At 70.7% G+C, this 14,336-nt stretch carries 11 protein-coding genes and 1 pseudogene; 7 read left to right on the top strand and 5 right to left on the bottom strand.

Translation table 11 applies throughout. The annotated features are described in order from the left end of the window. The first annotated feature begins 436 nt into the window (after positions 1–436). Positions 437–1,669: an AI-2E family transporter gene (locus tag ACFWMR_RS30050; protein ID WP_378380812.1), complete on the top strand. Its 1,233-nt coding sequence runs from the start codon at positions 437–439 to the stop codon at positions 1,667–1,669. A gap of 23 nt (positions 1,670–1,692) precedes the next feature. On the opposite strand, the gene ACFWMR_RS30055 is transcribed toward ACFWMR_RS30050, so the two are convergent. Together ACFWMR_RS30055 and ACFWMR_RS30060 are read right to left on the bottom strand one after the other, a co-directional pair. Then, entirely contained in the window at positions 1,693–4,194 is a 2,502-nt protein-coding gene (locus tag ACFWMR_RS30055; RefSeq protein WP_378380813.1) for a LuxR C-terminal-related transcriptional regulator, read from the bottom strand. A gap of 131 nt (positions 4,195–4,325) precedes the next feature. Then, on the bottom strand, positions 4,326–4,787 hold the full coding sequence (locus tag ACFWMR_RS30060; protein ID WP_378380814.1) for a DUF7144 family membrane protein: 462 nt from the start codon (positions 4,785–4,787) through the stop codon (positions 4,326–4,328). Between the two features lie 201 nt (positions 4,788–4,988). On the opposite strand from ACFWMR_RS30060, the gene ACFWMR_RS30065 reads away from it, so the two are divergent. After that, positions 4,989–5,495, top strand: coding sequence for a DUF1269 domain-containing protein (locus ACFWMR_RS30065; RefSeq protein ID WP_093938387.1), 507 nt, complete (start codon positions 4,989–4,991; stop codon positions 5,493–5,495). Positions 5,496–5,583: 88 nt separating this feature from the next. Here ACFWMR_RS30065 and ACFWMR_RS30070 read toward each other — a convergent pair whose 3' ends face one another. After that, complete coding sequence (locus tag ACFWMR_RS30070; RefSeq protein WP_378380815.1) at positions 5,584–5,853, bottom strand: hypothetical protein; 270 nt, start codon at positions 5,851–5,853, stop codon at positions 5,584–5,586. Continuing rightward, positions 5,850–6,197, bottom strand: a complete 348-nt coding sequence (locus ACFWMR_RS30075) for a hypothetical protein (protein ID WP_378280091.1) — start codon at positions 6,195–6,197, stop codon at positions 5,850–5,852. The genes ACFWMR_RS30070 and ACFWMR_RS30075 overlap by 4 nt, the downstream gene beginning before the upstream one ends. 118 nt (positions 6,198–6,315) lie before the next feature. Here ACFWMR_RS30075 and ACFWMR_RS30080 point away from each other — a divergent pair, with 118 nt between their 5' ends. From ACFWMR_RS30080 to ACFWMR_RS30090, 3 genes and pseudogenes are all read left to right on the top strand, one after another. After that, the gene (locus ACFWMR_RS30080; protein ID WP_378380816.1) at positions 6,316–8,976 is read left to right on the top strand and encodes a LuxR C-terminal-related transcriptional regulator; all 2,661 of its coding nucleotides are present in this window, start codon (positions 6,316–6,318) and stop codon (positions 8,974–8,976) included. Positions 8,977–9,069: 93 nt separating this feature from the next. After that, positions 9,070–9,417 carry an SHOCT domain-containing protein gene (locus ACFWMR_RS30085; protein ID WP_378380817.1) on the top strand — a complete coding sequence of 116 codons (348 nt, stop codon included), beginning with the start codon at positions 9,070–9,072 and terminating at the stop codon, positions 9,415–9,417. 179 nt (positions 9,418–9,596) lie between these two features. Next, positions 9,597–9,836 (top strand): annotated as a pseudogene (locus tag ACFWMR_RS30090) (potassium channel family protein); the annotation flags it as partial. A gap of 90 nt (positions 9,837–9,926) precedes the next feature. Here ACFWMR_RS30090 and ACFWMR_RS30095 read toward each other — a convergent pair. Beyond that, positions 9,927–11,249: an MFS transporter gene (locus ACFWMR_RS30095; protein WP_378380818.1), complete on the bottom strand. Its 1,323-nt coding sequence runs from the start codon at positions 11,247–11,249 to the stop codon at positions 9,927–9,929. Positions 11,250–11,388: 139 nt separating this feature from the next. On the opposite strand from ACFWMR_RS30095, the gene ACFWMR_RS30100 reads away from it, so the two are divergent. Together ACFWMR_RS30100 and ACFWMR_RS30105 are read left to right on the top strand one after the other, a co-directional pair. Continuing rightward, positions 11,389–13,209, top strand: a complete 1,821-nt coding sequence (locus ACFWMR_RS30100) for a glycoside hydrolase family 15 protein (protein WP_378380819.1) — start codon at positions 11,389–11,391, stop codon at positions 13,207–13,209. A gap of 18 nt (positions 13,210–13,227) precedes the next feature. After that, positions 13,228–14,106 carry a helix-turn-helix domain-containing protein gene (locus ACFWMR_RS30105; RefSeq protein ID WP_378380820.1) on the top strand — a complete coding sequence of 293 codons (879 nt, stop codon included), beginning with the start codon at positions 13,228–13,230 and terminating at the stop codon, positions 14,104–14,106. Positions 14,107–14,336 lie beyond the last annotated feature (230 nt).

The raw sequence follows: 14,336 nt of genomic DNA on the forward strand, positions 1-14,336 counted from the left end.
GGATTCAGGACGTTGAACGTCCCGAATCCTCCACGCTCGACCGAGTCACCGTTTGGTATTTGTTTGCCTGCTGGGCTTGGGTTCGGCTCGGTCTGTCCGCTGGCCACTCACGACCCATGCGGGCCGAGCCGGTACTTTCGCGTGACCGAGTGGACGACACACGTGATCAGACGGACGACACTGCGATGGCCGAGTCCCACCGAGTGTCGTCCGTCTGATCACGCGAGACGTCCACCCAGTCACGTGTGTCGTCCGCCCAGTCACGTGTGCCGTCCCATCGGTCACGCGAAACCGCCCGACCGTGCAGGTATCCAAGACACGTTCGGCACGCCCTATCGCGCACGAAACCGGTCACTTTCGCCCGCACCGGGTGACCTTCCGAAGGCGAAGTCCTGTCACCGTGGAGCGCACCGAAACCGTCTCCGGAGGATGCCGCATGGTGCGACCATCGCTCGACGAACTCCCCGCGTACCGGTTCCGCCGCCCACGATGGGTCCACCGTCGCCGGAAAACGGGGCGGCGAAAGCGATCCGGCCGATCGCTCCGCGGCCTGGCGAGCAGCGGCCTGGCCAGCCGGCCCACCACCGGCGCGCCACCACTGGCGCCGCCACCCCAGGACCTACGGGCCACCGGCGCGCCGCTGCCCCGCGCGCTGGTGGTGCTGCTGGGGTCCGCGGCCACGGTCATCGTGCTGGCCGGGCTGTACGCGGTCGCCTGGCTCGTCGGGCCGGTGTTCCTCGCCCTGGTCATCGTGATCACCCTCGACCCGGTGCGCACTTGGCTGCGCGGCAAGGGTTTGCCCCGCTGGCTCACGGTCGCCGTCCTGGTCGTCACCGTCTACGCCGCCTTGCTCCTGCTGTTCCTGGTGGTCGTGGTGTCCCTCGCGCAGCTGTCCGCCCTGCTCCCCCGTTACGCCGGGCAGGCCGACGAACTGCTCCGGAACGGGATGGATTTCCTCGGCCGGTTCGGGGTCGGCCATCAGCAACTCCGCGAGATGCTGTCCTCTGTGGACACCGGGAAGCTGGTCGCTTTCGCCGGTTCCCTGCTCGCCGGGGTCGGCGGCCTGGCCACGAATCTGGCCTTCCTGCTCGCGCTGATGTTGTTCCTGAGCACCGAATCGGCGTGGGCGGGGCAGCGGCTCGGCCGGATAGCGCGCGACCGGCCGTGGATCAGCGCGTCGTTGCAGCGCTTCGCCTTCGGCACCCGGCGCTATCTGGTCGTGACGACGGTGTTCGGCGGGGTGGTGGCGGCACTCGACACCGTCGCGCTCGCCCTGCTCGGCATCCCGGCCGCCGTGCTGTGGGGCCTGCTGTCCTTCGTCACCAACTACGTGCCCAACGTGGGCTTCGTGATCGGGGTGATCCCACCCGCGCTCATCGCGCTCCTCGACGGTGGCTGGCGGGTCATGCTCGTGACGATCGTCGTCTACGTCCTGCTGAACTTCGTGGTGCAGTCGCTGATCCAGCCGAAGTTCGTGGCGGAGTCGGTCGGACTGTCCACTTTGGCCACTGTACTGGCGCTCGTGTTCTGGACGTGGCTGCTCGGTCCCCTCGGCGCGGTCCTGGCCGTTCCGGCGACCCTGCTGGCGAAAGCGCTGCTCATCGACGTCGATCCCCGTGCCCGCTGGGCGGAGGCACTGCTGTGCACGCCGGACCGGAGGTCGGGGTGACCGCCACCTCCGGTCAGGCCCGCTCAGGTCAGGCCGTGGTGGCGTGCGACCACCACGGCCGACCGGCGGTTGTTCACCCCGAGTTTGCCGTAGATGGACCGGACGTGGGTCTTCACCGTGTTGACCGAGACCGTGAGGTCGGAGGCGATCTCGTCCAACGATCGCTGGGACGGCAGCCGTTGCAGCACGACCTGTTCCCGATCGGTCAGCTCGCTGGGCGGGGTGTTCGGGACGAGTCTGCCGCGGACGGACTGGGCGAAGCCGTCCAGCGAGCCGAAACCGCCCGAATGGTCGATCAAGAGATTCCTGACCCGCGGCTCGGCGAGCGCGAACGGGCGGACCAGGCGGTGCGGCCGGGCGAGGGTGAGCGCGCGGTCCAGCGCGTGCAGCGCCAGGGTCCGCCGGTGGGAACGCAACGCGAGCGCGGTCTCCGCCAGGCAGGTGTCCACCGGCGTGGCGGGCAGCAGCGCGGGAGCGGCGGCGGTGGCGCGCAGGACTTTCTCGGCCAGGTCGGTCTCGTCGACGGCGAGGTGCGCGCGGATCTGGAGCAGGGCGAGCTCGGCGGTGCCCGGGAGTCTTTCCTGCGCCCAGGCGAACACCTCGGCCGCGTGCAGTCCTTCGCCGCCCACGAGCGCGGCGTGGTGCTCCGCGACCGTGCACATCGCCGTGATCTCACGAGGCAGTTCGAGATCCGCGAGCCGATGCCGCGCGACCCGCATGGCCTGCGAGCCCGCCGCCCGGTCACCGGCGTCGAAGCGGACCATGCCCTCGAAGAAACCGTGGAGCGGCCCGAGCACCGGCGCGGATCCGGGCACCTCCGCTCGCGGGGCCTGTGCCAGCTCGCCCGCCGCCGCCACCGGTTCGAACCGCATCAGATCGTCGTAGGCCAGCATCAGATGGCATTCGGCGACGCCCGGCGACCGGCGCCAGCCGTGCCGTCGCGCGACGGCGAGCGCTCCGATGCACGCCCGCCGCATCGCCGTGTGGTCCCCGAGAAGCGCGGTCGCGACGGCGAGCGCGAGTCTGCTGTGCAGCACGAGATGTTCGAGACGTTCCCCGTGCGCCGCGCGCAGCGCCTCTTCGGCGCGGGTGACGGCGTGGCGGCGGGCACCCCGGTACAGGGATTGCCAGACCAGATCGAGCTTGTCCCACGCGACGGCCTCGGCGGACCGCGCGACCGGCGACACCGGTCTCTCGGGCGGGCGGCTCCCCGTCACCAGCGCGAGATGGGGCGCGGCCAGCAGGCGCAGGCCGTCGTCCCCGAGATCGGTGGCGGCGGCGGTGAACTCCCCGCGCTGGACGTGGGCCAGCGCGGACGCCAGCCGGAGCCGCGGGCTCGCCGTCAGCGCCCCTTCCCCCAGATAGGCGAGCGCTCCCCGGACGAGTTCCCCGTCGCCCGCCAGCACCTGGCGCACCGCGTGGTCCCGCGCCAGGCGCAGGGCGCGTTGGCGGTCGCGGCCCGCGACGGCGTACGTCAGCGCTTCCCCGTATCTGCCCTCCTCGGCGTACCACCGGGCGGCGATCCCCTGCAGCCGCCGCACCCGCGCCGGCGACCGCCGCGCCAGCTCCGCCTGGAGGAAACCGCGCAACAGGGCGGGAAGGCGGTAGGTGTCGGCCGGGGTGCGCACGACCAGCCCGGTCTCCCGCTCCAGTTCGTCCAGCGTCACCCCGGCGTCCGGCGAACCCGACAGGCGGGCCGCGAGCGTCGCGCTCACCGTGTCGCAGACACTGACGCACAGCAAGAGATCCGACGTCGCCGACGGCAGCCGCGAGAGCACCTCGTCGGCGAAGAACCGGGCCACGGCGAGCTCGTCGCCCCCGACATCGGCGACGAGTTCGTCCGCGTCCTCGGCGTCGCGCACCGAGACCGCGGCCCAGCCGAGCGCGGCGGCCCAGCCCGACGTGCGCTCGGTGAGTTCGCGGACGCGGTCTTCGCTCACCGTGGCTCCGGCGGCGCGGAACAGGCGCGCCGTTTCCTCGGCGCTGAACCGGAGTTCGGCGGCACCGAGCCGCGAAAGCGTGCCTTCCACCTCGAGGCGGGCCAGCCGGAGCTTCGGCTCGACCCGGGTGGCCAGCACCAGCCGCAGCATCGGCGGCTGGTGCCGGGCCAGCGCGGCGAGCGCTTCCACCGCTTCCGGGCGGGTGATCTCCTGGACGTCGTCCAGGACGAGCCACACCGGTTCGCGCGGTCCGGCGAACGCGTCACCGAGATCGGCGAGGAACTCGGTGCGCCGCCCCGGTTCCGGCGGTTCGAGCCGGCACACCGGACTGTCCTCCGGCGGGCGTGGACTCCGGCGCAACGCGAAGAGGATCGCCGCCCACAGACGGCGTTCGTCGTTGTCGTCGTCGTCGAGCGAGACCCAGGCGACGTCCCTCCGGTCGCGGGCCCAGCAGGCCAGTGCCGTGGTCTTCCCGGAGCCGGCCGGTGCCCGGAGCACGGTCACCGGCCGGGTGGTGGCATGGTCGAACAGGGCCGTGAGCCGGGAACGCGGGACGAAGATGCCCGGCACCCGCGGCACCGTCACCTTGGCTCCGGGAATCCGCCAGGACCGCGATGTCGTTCGAGCGGGCAAGTCAACCTCTCGATCGTCCGAAGGATCGCGACCCCGGTTCCGTCAAGGCCACGACTGTACTGATCAGCGGTATGGCCTACGGGTCACCAGATCTCGTATTTGGCCTCGTCCCCGTGCACGAGCACCGCCCAGATCACCAGGACGTCGAGCGCGATGACCACCACGCCCCAGATCGGGTACGCGGACAGGAACACCAGCTGGGACAGCGCGTTGAACCCGGCGAGCGCGACGGTGACGATGCGGGCCCACGGCGCGCCGGTGAACAGCGCGCTCCCCGCGAGCACGGCCAGTGCCCCGACGATCAGGTGGATCCACCCCCAGGCGCCGAGGTCGAACACGAGCAACCCCGATGGGCCGAGCAGGTAGTAGTTCCGGTCGAACAGCGCGACCAGCCCCTCCACCGCGGTGAACAGGCCCGCCATGATGGTGATCGACCCGGCGAACCAGATCCAGCCCGACCGGTGGGACCGGGAGACGGCCGGATCCGGCGACGGCGGCGGGCCGGTCCCGGCCGGGGTGGTCCAGTGACGCGTTCTTTCGCTCATGGTCCCTCTTTTCCGAAGGGGAGGCTGCGGACTCGGGCGATCATGGTGCGTTCACCGGGAGGTGGGCCTCGCCCGCGTCAGGTGAGATCAGGCCTGGCCGGAGCGGTTTCCGGCTCACACGGCGCGGGCGATGCGGGGCGGCGGCGGTCCGAGCACAGTTCCGCTCGGAAACCCGCTTCGCCGACCGAGGAGGACCACATCATGAGTTCGCTGACCGTATGGGCCTTTCCCACCGCCGACGGCGCCGAAAACGCGCTCGGGCTGCTGGAACGACTGCAAAAACAACAGCTCATCTCGATCGCCGACGCGGCGTATGTCACCTGGCCCGAAGACCGGAAGAAGCCGAAGACCAAGGACCTCGGCTCCATGACCGGCGCGGGCGCGCTGGGTGGTGGCTTCTGGGGACTGCTGTTCGGCCTGATCTTCCTGGTGCCGTTGCTGGGAATGGCGGTCGGCGCGGCGATCGGGGCACTGACCGGCTCGCTCTCCCACGTCGGCATCGACGACGACTTCGTCGCCACCGTGCGGGCGCGCGTCACGCCGGGCACGTCCGCGCTGTTCGTGATGGCGGACGGCGCCGTACTGGACAGGGTCGCCGAGCCGTTCAAGGAGACCGGTGCCACGCTGCTGACCACGAACCTCTCCGACGAGGAGGAGGCGCGGCTGCGGGCCGCGTTCGGCGAGTTCCCGCTCCCCGAACGGCTCTGATCCCCCGGCCCGTAAGTCCGTGAAGGCCTCCTTGAGGGACCCAGAGTCTCTCAAGGAGGCCTTCACGGACAGCGGCCGGCGCGCAATATCAAATGGTTGCGTATTCGGGTAGTTCCCGGACCCGGTGTACCGAGTCCACCCGCATCCCGAGCGCCTCGAGCGTCCGCAGAATACGGGAAATGCTTCCTTGATCGGTGACAGTACCGAAGACGATCACCTCGTCGCCCACCGGGACGACGAGCATTCCCCGGAAATCGTCTACCGTCCCGTTCGCCTGTTCGGGGATTCGGCCACTGCCCCGGAAGACGTAATTCACTCCGGCCAACGGTCCACGCTGGACCGGAATCGACAGCGTCATCGGTTCCCCTTTCCCCGGCCCGCCAGGAACCACGCCGCGGCGAGTACCGCCAGATCGACCGCCGACATGATCGAGGACCAGGTGTTCGACGGCAGGAAAACCAGCCTCGCGAACAGGTCGAGACCGGCCCGCACGGCGAGGCGGATCGAGGTCACCGAGGTCAAGGTGGCCAGGAGGACGGCTACCGAGAACATCACCGCTTCGGGTCCGACACGGCCGGTCCGCAGGACGTCGAGTACCACGAACTCGACGGGACCGATCCAGAAGAACTGCGTCGCGATGAATACCGACGTCGGCCGTTTCCGGCCATTCTCTTTTTTCCAGTAATCTCCACGAGCCTTCACGGGCCACACGATTCTGGGTACTCCGGACCTTTTCCTCGCCCAGCGCGGGTGAGACGCGCGAATTGCGTGGCAGGATCCGCCGGGACGATGTGAAACTGGCCGCAAAGGAGGCTGGCGCATGCTGAAGAACCATGACATTTCGCCGCGAAGACGAGTCCCGAGGACAAAGGTGACCATCCCCGATCCACCCTTGGATCTCGTTTCGCGACCGCGTTTGCTCGCCGCGCTCGACGGGGCCGAGCAGTCCATGGTCTTCGTCGGGGCGCCCGCCGGCTACGGCAAGACGGTCCTGCTGGCCGACTGGGCGGGCCGCCACCGCGGCACCGTCGCCTGGGTGTCCGCCGACGCGGAGGACAACGACGACCGTCTCTTCTGGTCAGCGGTCCTCGAAGCGTTCGCCGGCTGCGCCGGGATCCCGGCGGGGAACCCGGTGCGGTCGCTCGCGGTCCCCGCGTCCCCGAGCGCGGATCTCGCCTTCCTGGCCACGATCGCCGACGCGCTGGACGCGGTGGACGAACCCGTTCTGCTCGTTGTGGACGGCGCTCAGGAGATCACCGAGCCGGGCACCTGGCGCGGACTTCAGGCGCTCCTGCGGCATCAGCCGCCGGGACTGCGCCTGGTGATCTCGAGCCGCCAGGAGCCGCAGCTGCCGCTGGTGCGCGCCCGCGTCGCGGGGCGGCTCCTGGAAATCGGCGCGAACCGCTTGCGCTTCTCGCCGGAGGAGGCCGGAACGCTCGTCGGGACGACCGGCCCGGTTATCCCGCCGCATCAGGTCGGTCTGCTCGTGGCCAGGACGGGCGGCTGGCCCGCCGGGCTGCGGCTCGCCGCGGCTTCCGCCGCGCGGCAAGGAAATCTCGCCGACTTCTTCGCGGGCCGGGACAGGGCGGTGCTCGACTACCTGACCGACGAGGTGCTCGCGCCGCTGACCGTGCCCCACCAGGACCTGTTGCGCGCGATCAGCATCTGCGACGAAGTACCGGCAGGACTGGCGGTGGCCTTGTCCGACCGGCCGGACGCCGAGGCGATGCTGCGCGAACTCGGCGAGCCGTCCGGGCAGGTCGTCCACTCCGTCGGGATCCCGGCGCGCCACCGGCTGCCGCCCCTGCTGCGGACCTATCTGCGGGCGGAGTTGCTGCGCCGGGCGCCGGAGCGGACGAGGAGCCTGCACGCGGCGGCCGCGCGCTGGTTCGCCGAACACGACCTGCCGTCTTCCGCGTTGCTGCACAGCGTCCGGTCGGGGAACACCACCCGCGTCGGCGAACTCTTGCGCCGTCACGCGGTGGATCTGTTCCTCACCGGCGAACACAACGTGCTGCGGCTCGCGCTCGCGGTGCTGGGCGAGAAGCGGGCCGTGTCCTCTCCGCTGCTCGCGCTGGTCTCGGCCGCGCTGCACCTGGAGAGAGGCGAGCCGTCGTCGGCGGAGACACAGCTGAGCTGCGCGGAAGTGGCCTGGCCCGCCGAACCGACGGCGGAGCTGACCGTGCTGCGACAGCTGGTGCGGTCGCGGCTCGCCCAGGTCGATCGCGGTCCGGCGCAGGCCGTCCGCGCGGCCGAGCAGATCGACGAGCGACTGGCCGCGGGCACCGGGCTCGGCGGGCTGGCGACGCTGCACCGGATCGGCACCCTGACAGCCCGCCGCGACCGTGCTTCGGCACGCGAGGCGCTGTCCCGCGTCGCCGACGCGGCCGAGAACGCGGACCATCATTTCCTGGTGACCCAATGCCTCGTCGCCTTGAGCGGCCTGGCCGGGTCCGACGGCGACTACCTGGAGATGGACGTGCTGGCCCATCGGGTCCAGGTCCGCCACGCGGCGCACGATCCGCATCGCTCGCTCGAAGGCGCCCAGGTGTCCGCCCAGCTCGCGTACGGTTCCCTGCTGCGCGGCGAAGCCGCCGAGTGCGTCGAACACGCCAAGCAGATCGGGCGGATGCTGGGCGACGCCCCTGCCAGGGCTGCCCGGAACCTGGGCCTGATCTCCGAAACCCTGCGCGGCGCGGCCGAATTCGAGCTCGGTGGCTGGCATTCGGGGCTGCGGAGGATGCGCCGGGCACGCACGCGTCTCGGCACCGGGCGGAGCTTCTCCGCCGAGCACGCGGCGTGGTGCGCGATGCTGGAACATCGTGCGGCACTGCGGCTCGGCGCGGCGGATCAGGCGAGGGAGACCTTCCGCTGGGCCCAGCCGATCATCGCCGGTTCGGGCGAACTGCTGCTGATGCGGGCCAGGACCCAGCTGCGGCTCGGCAGGCAGGGCGCGGCGAGTGCCGTGCTGCGCTCGCTGTCGGAAGAGGACGCGCCGATGCTGTTGCCGTGGGCGGGGATCGAAGCGTCGCTGATCGGCGTACGGGCCGCGCTGGCGGCCGAGGCGCGGGAACGGGCGGTGCGGTCCTTGGACGACGCCTTGCGCGCCGCCGAACCCGGTGACGTGCGGTTCCCGTTCGTGTTCGCGCCTTCCGACGTCATCACGTTCCTGACCGCGCGGCTCGGCAAACTCGGCTCCGGCGAGCGGTTCGCCGGCCAGGTGCTCGCCCAGCGCCGCGAACTGCGCACCCCGCCGATGCCCGCACCGCTGACCGAACGGGAACGCAACGTGCTGCGCCTGCTGCCCACCCAGCGGTCGATCGACGAGATCGCCGAGGACCTGACGGTTTCGCCGAACACCGTCAAGACCCACGTCCGCGGCATCTACGCGAAGCTCGACGTCCGCAGCAGGCGCGACGCCGTGGCGACCGCGCTCCGTCGCGGCCTGCTGGACACCGAGGTCGGCGATTTCACGGGATGACCCCCGCTCGCCTCACCCGGCTCGGGTGAGGCGATCGGGGCCCGGATCCGGTCGAGTGAAACGGAAAAGTCCGATCCGGGGTGAGGAGAGATCATGGCCGTGGCGAACTCGGAGTACCCGTTTTCCGAGCTGATGTGGACGATGCTGGTGTTCTTCTGCTGGATCGCCTGGTTCTGGTTGCTGTTCCTCGTCCTGACCGACCTCTACCGCAGGCCCAACGTGTCCGGCTGGGCCAAGGCGGGCTGGACGGTGCTGGTGTTCCTGCTGCCGTTCGTCGGCGTCCTGCTCTATCTCGGCACCCAGGGCAGACATTCCCGATCTTCGTCCACAGTGGACAAAGACCCGGCCGAGCAGATCGCCGCGGCCAAACGACTGCTGGACCAGGGTGTCATCGACGAGGAGGAATTCCAGGCGCTCAAGCGGAAGGCGCTCTCGCCTTGACCGCGGCGCCCGGATGGCGGTTCTTCCCTTTGGCGGTACTGCGGCCTCTGCTCACGGTGACCGTGCTGCTGTGCCTGTACTACCTGCTCCCGGTCGATCAGGGGCTGCACGCCTGGACAGTGACGGCTTTCGCGTGCGGCCTCGCCGTCGTGGTCCTGCTCGTCGTCGGCGAGGTACGGATGATCCTCCGCTCGCCGTTCCCCGCCCTGCAAGGCATCCAGGCGCTGGCCTTGATCGTGCCGTTGTTCCTGCTGCTGTTCGCCGACGTCTACTACGTCCTCGGCCAGGACCGGCCCGGTTCGTTCGACACCGGCCTGTCCAGGACGGACGCCCTGTACTTCACGGTCACGATGTTCACCACGGTCGGTTTCGGCGACATAGTGCCGGTCTCGGCGAGCGCGCGGATCCTGGTGACGATCCAGATGGTGGCGAACCTGATGGTGCTGAGCGTCGCCCTGCGGCTGATCGTGACCGCCGTGCGGCACCGGCGTTCGTCCGCATCGGACGGTTCACCGCGGCCGGGGAAGCAGCAGCGCGGCGATCAGCCCCACGACCGCGACCAGCGTCAACGTGGCGAGTGCCAGTGCGAAGCCGTGCCCCGCCGCCCCGGCCAGCACGGAACCGGCCAGCGCCGTCCCCACCGAAGACCCCAGGTTGGACACACTGCGCGAGACCCCCGAGATGTCGCCCTGGGCCGCGTCCGGGCTGCGCGACTGGACCAGGTTCACCGACGCGGTCAGCATGATCCCGACGCCGGCGCCGAGCAGGAACAGCCCCGGCACGGCGCTCGCCACCCCCGAATCCGCCCGCACCAGCAGGAGCACGAGCACCAGTCCGGCGATGGCGAGCACGAAGCCGCCGCGGATCAGGCGACGCTGTGAGTGCCGCCGGGCCATCCGGCCCGCGGCCCCCGAAGCGGCGAGGATGCCGACCGTCGCGGGCGTCAGCATCAGCCCGGTTTCGATGGCGTCGTAGCCGCGGGCCTGTTGCAGGAAAACGGCGATCACGAAGAACGCGCCCTGGAGCACCAGCCACTGCACGTGCTGGGTGACCAGGCCGAGGCGGGTGGTGCGGTCGCGGAAGAGGCCGGGCGACACCAGTGGTTCGCGGCCCGCCCGCTCCCGCGCGCGGATGTACGCGGCGAAGGCGAACAGGATCGCGACGCCGACAGCGGCGAACACCCAGAACAGCGCGGTGCCCATCTGGAGCACCCCGACCACGACGAAGAACAGGCCCGCTGCCGAGAGCACCGCGCCGACGACGTCGAACCGGGTCCTGGCCGGCACTTCCGGTGGCTCCACGAGCCGCAGCGCCAGCACGACGACCAGGCCGACGATGAGCACCTGCAAGAGAAACGAGGCCCGCCATCCCAGCCAGGTCGTGACCAGCCCGCCGATGAGCGGCCCGGCGGCCGCCCCGAGCGCGCCCGCGCCGCTGACCACGCCGAACCGGCGGGCCCTGGTCGCGACGTCGGAACTGGTGACGGTGACCAGGATGTAGATCGGCGGGATCATCAACGCCGATCCGATGCCCTGCAACAGGGAATACCCCAGGATCAGCGTCCCCGTCCCCTGCGCGGCCGACGCCAGCAGCGCGCCTCCGCCGTAGACGACGAGGCCGAGGAGGAAACATCTTTTGCGGCCGAGGAAGTCGGTCAGCTTGCTGCCGGGCACCATCAGCGACGCCATGGTGAGGGTGAACAACGTGATCGCCGTCTGGACGCCGAGCACCGTCGTGCCGAGGTCCGCCGCGATCACGCTGACGGCCACGGTCATCGTCGTCGCGGCGTAACTGGCGACGAACTGGGCGAGAGCCAAGGGCGGAACGATCATCGGCGTGGCCTTCCTTCTCGGGTCCCGACACGGTGTCGTGCGGGGCACCCCGGCCACCTCACCCCGGGCGGATGAGGCAGTGATCGCCCGGCACGACGACGGTGATCCACGACCGCACCCCGATGCCCGAGGAGGCGCCATGCCCGAAACCGCGATCGCCGATCACGGCATGATCGGCGACCTGCAAACCGCCGCGTTGGTCACCACCGGCGGCTCGATCGACTGGTTTTGCAGCCCACGCTTCGATTCACCGTCGATCTTCGGCGCGCTGCTCGACGACGACCGCGGCGGCCGGTTCAGCGTCCACCCCGCCGGGCCGTACACCAGCAGGCAGATGTACTACCCGGACACCGCCGTCCTGATCACCCGGTTCTCCAGCGCGGACGGGATCGGCGAGGTGGTCGACTTCATGCCGCCGGCCGACGGCGCGGCGACCGCCAAGCACCGGATCGCCCGTCTGGTGCGCTGTGTCCGCGGGAAGATCACCTTCGACATGACGGTCGCGCCCCGCTTCGACTACGGCCGCCGCCCGCACGAGGCGATCCTCTTCGGACACGGCGCCGTCTTCGTGTCGAGCGAGATGTCGCTGACGTTGCACCCGGTCCGCGAACCCGAGGACGAACACCTCGCCGAGCCGCGGATCGAAGGGAACGACGTGCACCTGCGGGTCGGCCTGACCGCGGGACAGGTGCGGGGTGTCGTGCTGGAGACGGACACCGCGGAACCGCCGCGCGAGATCCGGCTCGCCGAGTTCACCGAGCTGTTCGACGACACGGTGGGCTGGTGGCGTTCGTGGCTGGCCCGCTCCACTTACCGCGGTCGCTGGCGGGAGGTCGTGACCCGCTCGGCGATCACCCTGAAGCTGCTCACCTACCGGCCGACCGGCGGGCTGGTCGCCGCGCCCACCCTCGGCCTGCCGGAGGAACTCGGCGGGGAACGGAACTGGGACTACCGCTACACCTGGGTGCGGGACGCGTCGTTCTCGGTCTCCGCGCTGCTGGCCATCGGCTTCACCGAAGAGGCGGCCCGGTTCGGCGGCTGGCTGGGCGACCGGATCCGCGAAGGCGGTCGCGAGCGGGCCGAGGGCGGGCCGCTGGCCGTGCTCTACCGCGTGGACGGCACGACGGATCTGCGCGAGGAGGACCTCTCGCACTGGTCCGGGTATCGCGGGTCGACGCCGGTCCGGATCGGGAACGACGCGGCGGGACAACTGCAGCTGGACATCTACGGCGAGGCGCTGGACAGCGTCTTCGCCGCCGACCGGGCGGGTTTCGAGCTGCCACACCGCGGCTGGACCGCCGTCCGCGCGGCGCTCGACTGGCTCGGCGAGCACTGGGACCAGCCCGAAGAGGGCATCTGGGAGACCAGGGGCGGGCGCCGGTCGTTCACCTACGGCCGCCTGATGAGCTGGGTCGCCTTCGACCGCGGCCTGCGGATGGCGAGCACGCACGGCCGTCCCGCCCCGGTCGAGGACTGGACGTGGCAGCGGGACAGCATCTACGACCAGATCCTGAACCAGGGCTGGCACCGGACGCGGCAGGCGTTCGTCCAGCACTACACCGGCGACGAACTGGACGCGTCACTGCTGCGGATGCCCCGCACCGGTTTCCTCCCATCGCGGGACCCGTTGTGGCTGTCCACCCTCGACGCGATCGGGAACGATCTCGTCACCGACAGCCTGGTCCACCGGTACGACCCGGCGGCGTCCCCGGACGGGCTTGCCGGTTCGGAAGGCACCTTTTCCTTGTGCAGCTTCGCTTACGTCGACGCGCTGACCCGGGCGGGCAGGCTGGACGAGGCGCGGTCGGCGTTCGAGAAGATGCTGACCTACGCCAACCACGCCGGTCTCTACGCCGAGGAGATCGCGCCGAGCGGCGAGCAGCTCGGCAACTTCCCGCAGGCCTTCACCCACCTCGCGCTCATCGACGCCGCGGTCACCCTCGACGCCGCCCTGGGGTGATTGCGCGAAGATGCGGGGATGGCCTACCGGACCTGGATGCGGTACTTCACACCGTCCGCCGTGCATCGACGGCTGGGTCTGGTGTGCCTCGGGGTCGGGCTCCAGCACGGCGCCCTGCCCGTCGTCGGTCCCCGCGTGCTCGACCACTACGTGGCCGTCGTGGTGTCCAAGGGGCGCGGGTGGTTCGCCGTGGCGGGCGGGGAGCGGCGGGAGGTCGTCGCGCCCGCCCTGCTGTGGCTCGTCCCCGGGGTCGGGCACCACTACGCGCCCGACCCCGGGCAGGGCTGGGAGGAGTGCTTCGTCGACTTCGACGGCGGTGCCGTGGAGGCCTACGTCGAGCTCGGCTACGTCACGCCAGGGACTCCGGTGGTGCCGCTGGGCGACGTCGAGGCCGTCCGCGACATCGTGGGCCGGATCGTGCGCTGCGCGCGGGGTGGCAGCCCGCTGGCCCAGGTCGACGCGTCGGCGGCCGTGCATCACCTGCTGGTGGCCCTGCGCCGGGCCGCCGACAGCACCCCCGGGGACGGCTCCCTGCTGGAGGCGCTGGCACGGGACGCGCTGCTGCCGATCAGCGTCGCCGAGATCGCCGCCCGTCGCGGCATGACGCTGTCCGAACTGCGCGCCGCCGTGCGCCGGAGCACCGAATCGGGGCTGAAGGACCACCTGCTGACGCTCCGCCTCAACCGCGCGAAGGAGCTCCTGGCCACCACCCGGATGCCGGTGCAGGAGGTGGCCCAGGCGATCGGCTACGAGGACGCCGCCTACTTCAGCCGGCTCTTCACCCGCCGGGTCGGCGTCTCCCCCGGGCGCTTCCGCGAATCACGCGTCCAGGCCGTCCCCGGCGGCTGGAGCTCGCGGGTCCCGCCTCCCGACGACCCGCCGCTGGTCCCCGACTGACCCCTTGGACTTCCGTGCGGCCTCACTTGGACTTTCCACGCACAAAGTGCACGTTTGACGCTTGAAGTTGAGCGAACTCGTTGACTTACGCGCAACAACGTTCATAACATCGGCGACCGCCCCGCCAACTGTGGTGCGGGTCACCGCCTAGAACGCATTTCGTCCTCTGAATGCGGTAGTTCGACGTACGAACTACCGCATACAGAGGACGAAATGCCCTTGGGAGAGAG

It is taken from the genome of Amycolatopsis thailandensis (assembly GCF_042723255.1).
GTDB lineage: Bacteria > Actinomycetota > Actinomycetes > Mycobacteriales > Pseudonocardiaceae > Amycolatopsis > Amycolatopsis thailandensis.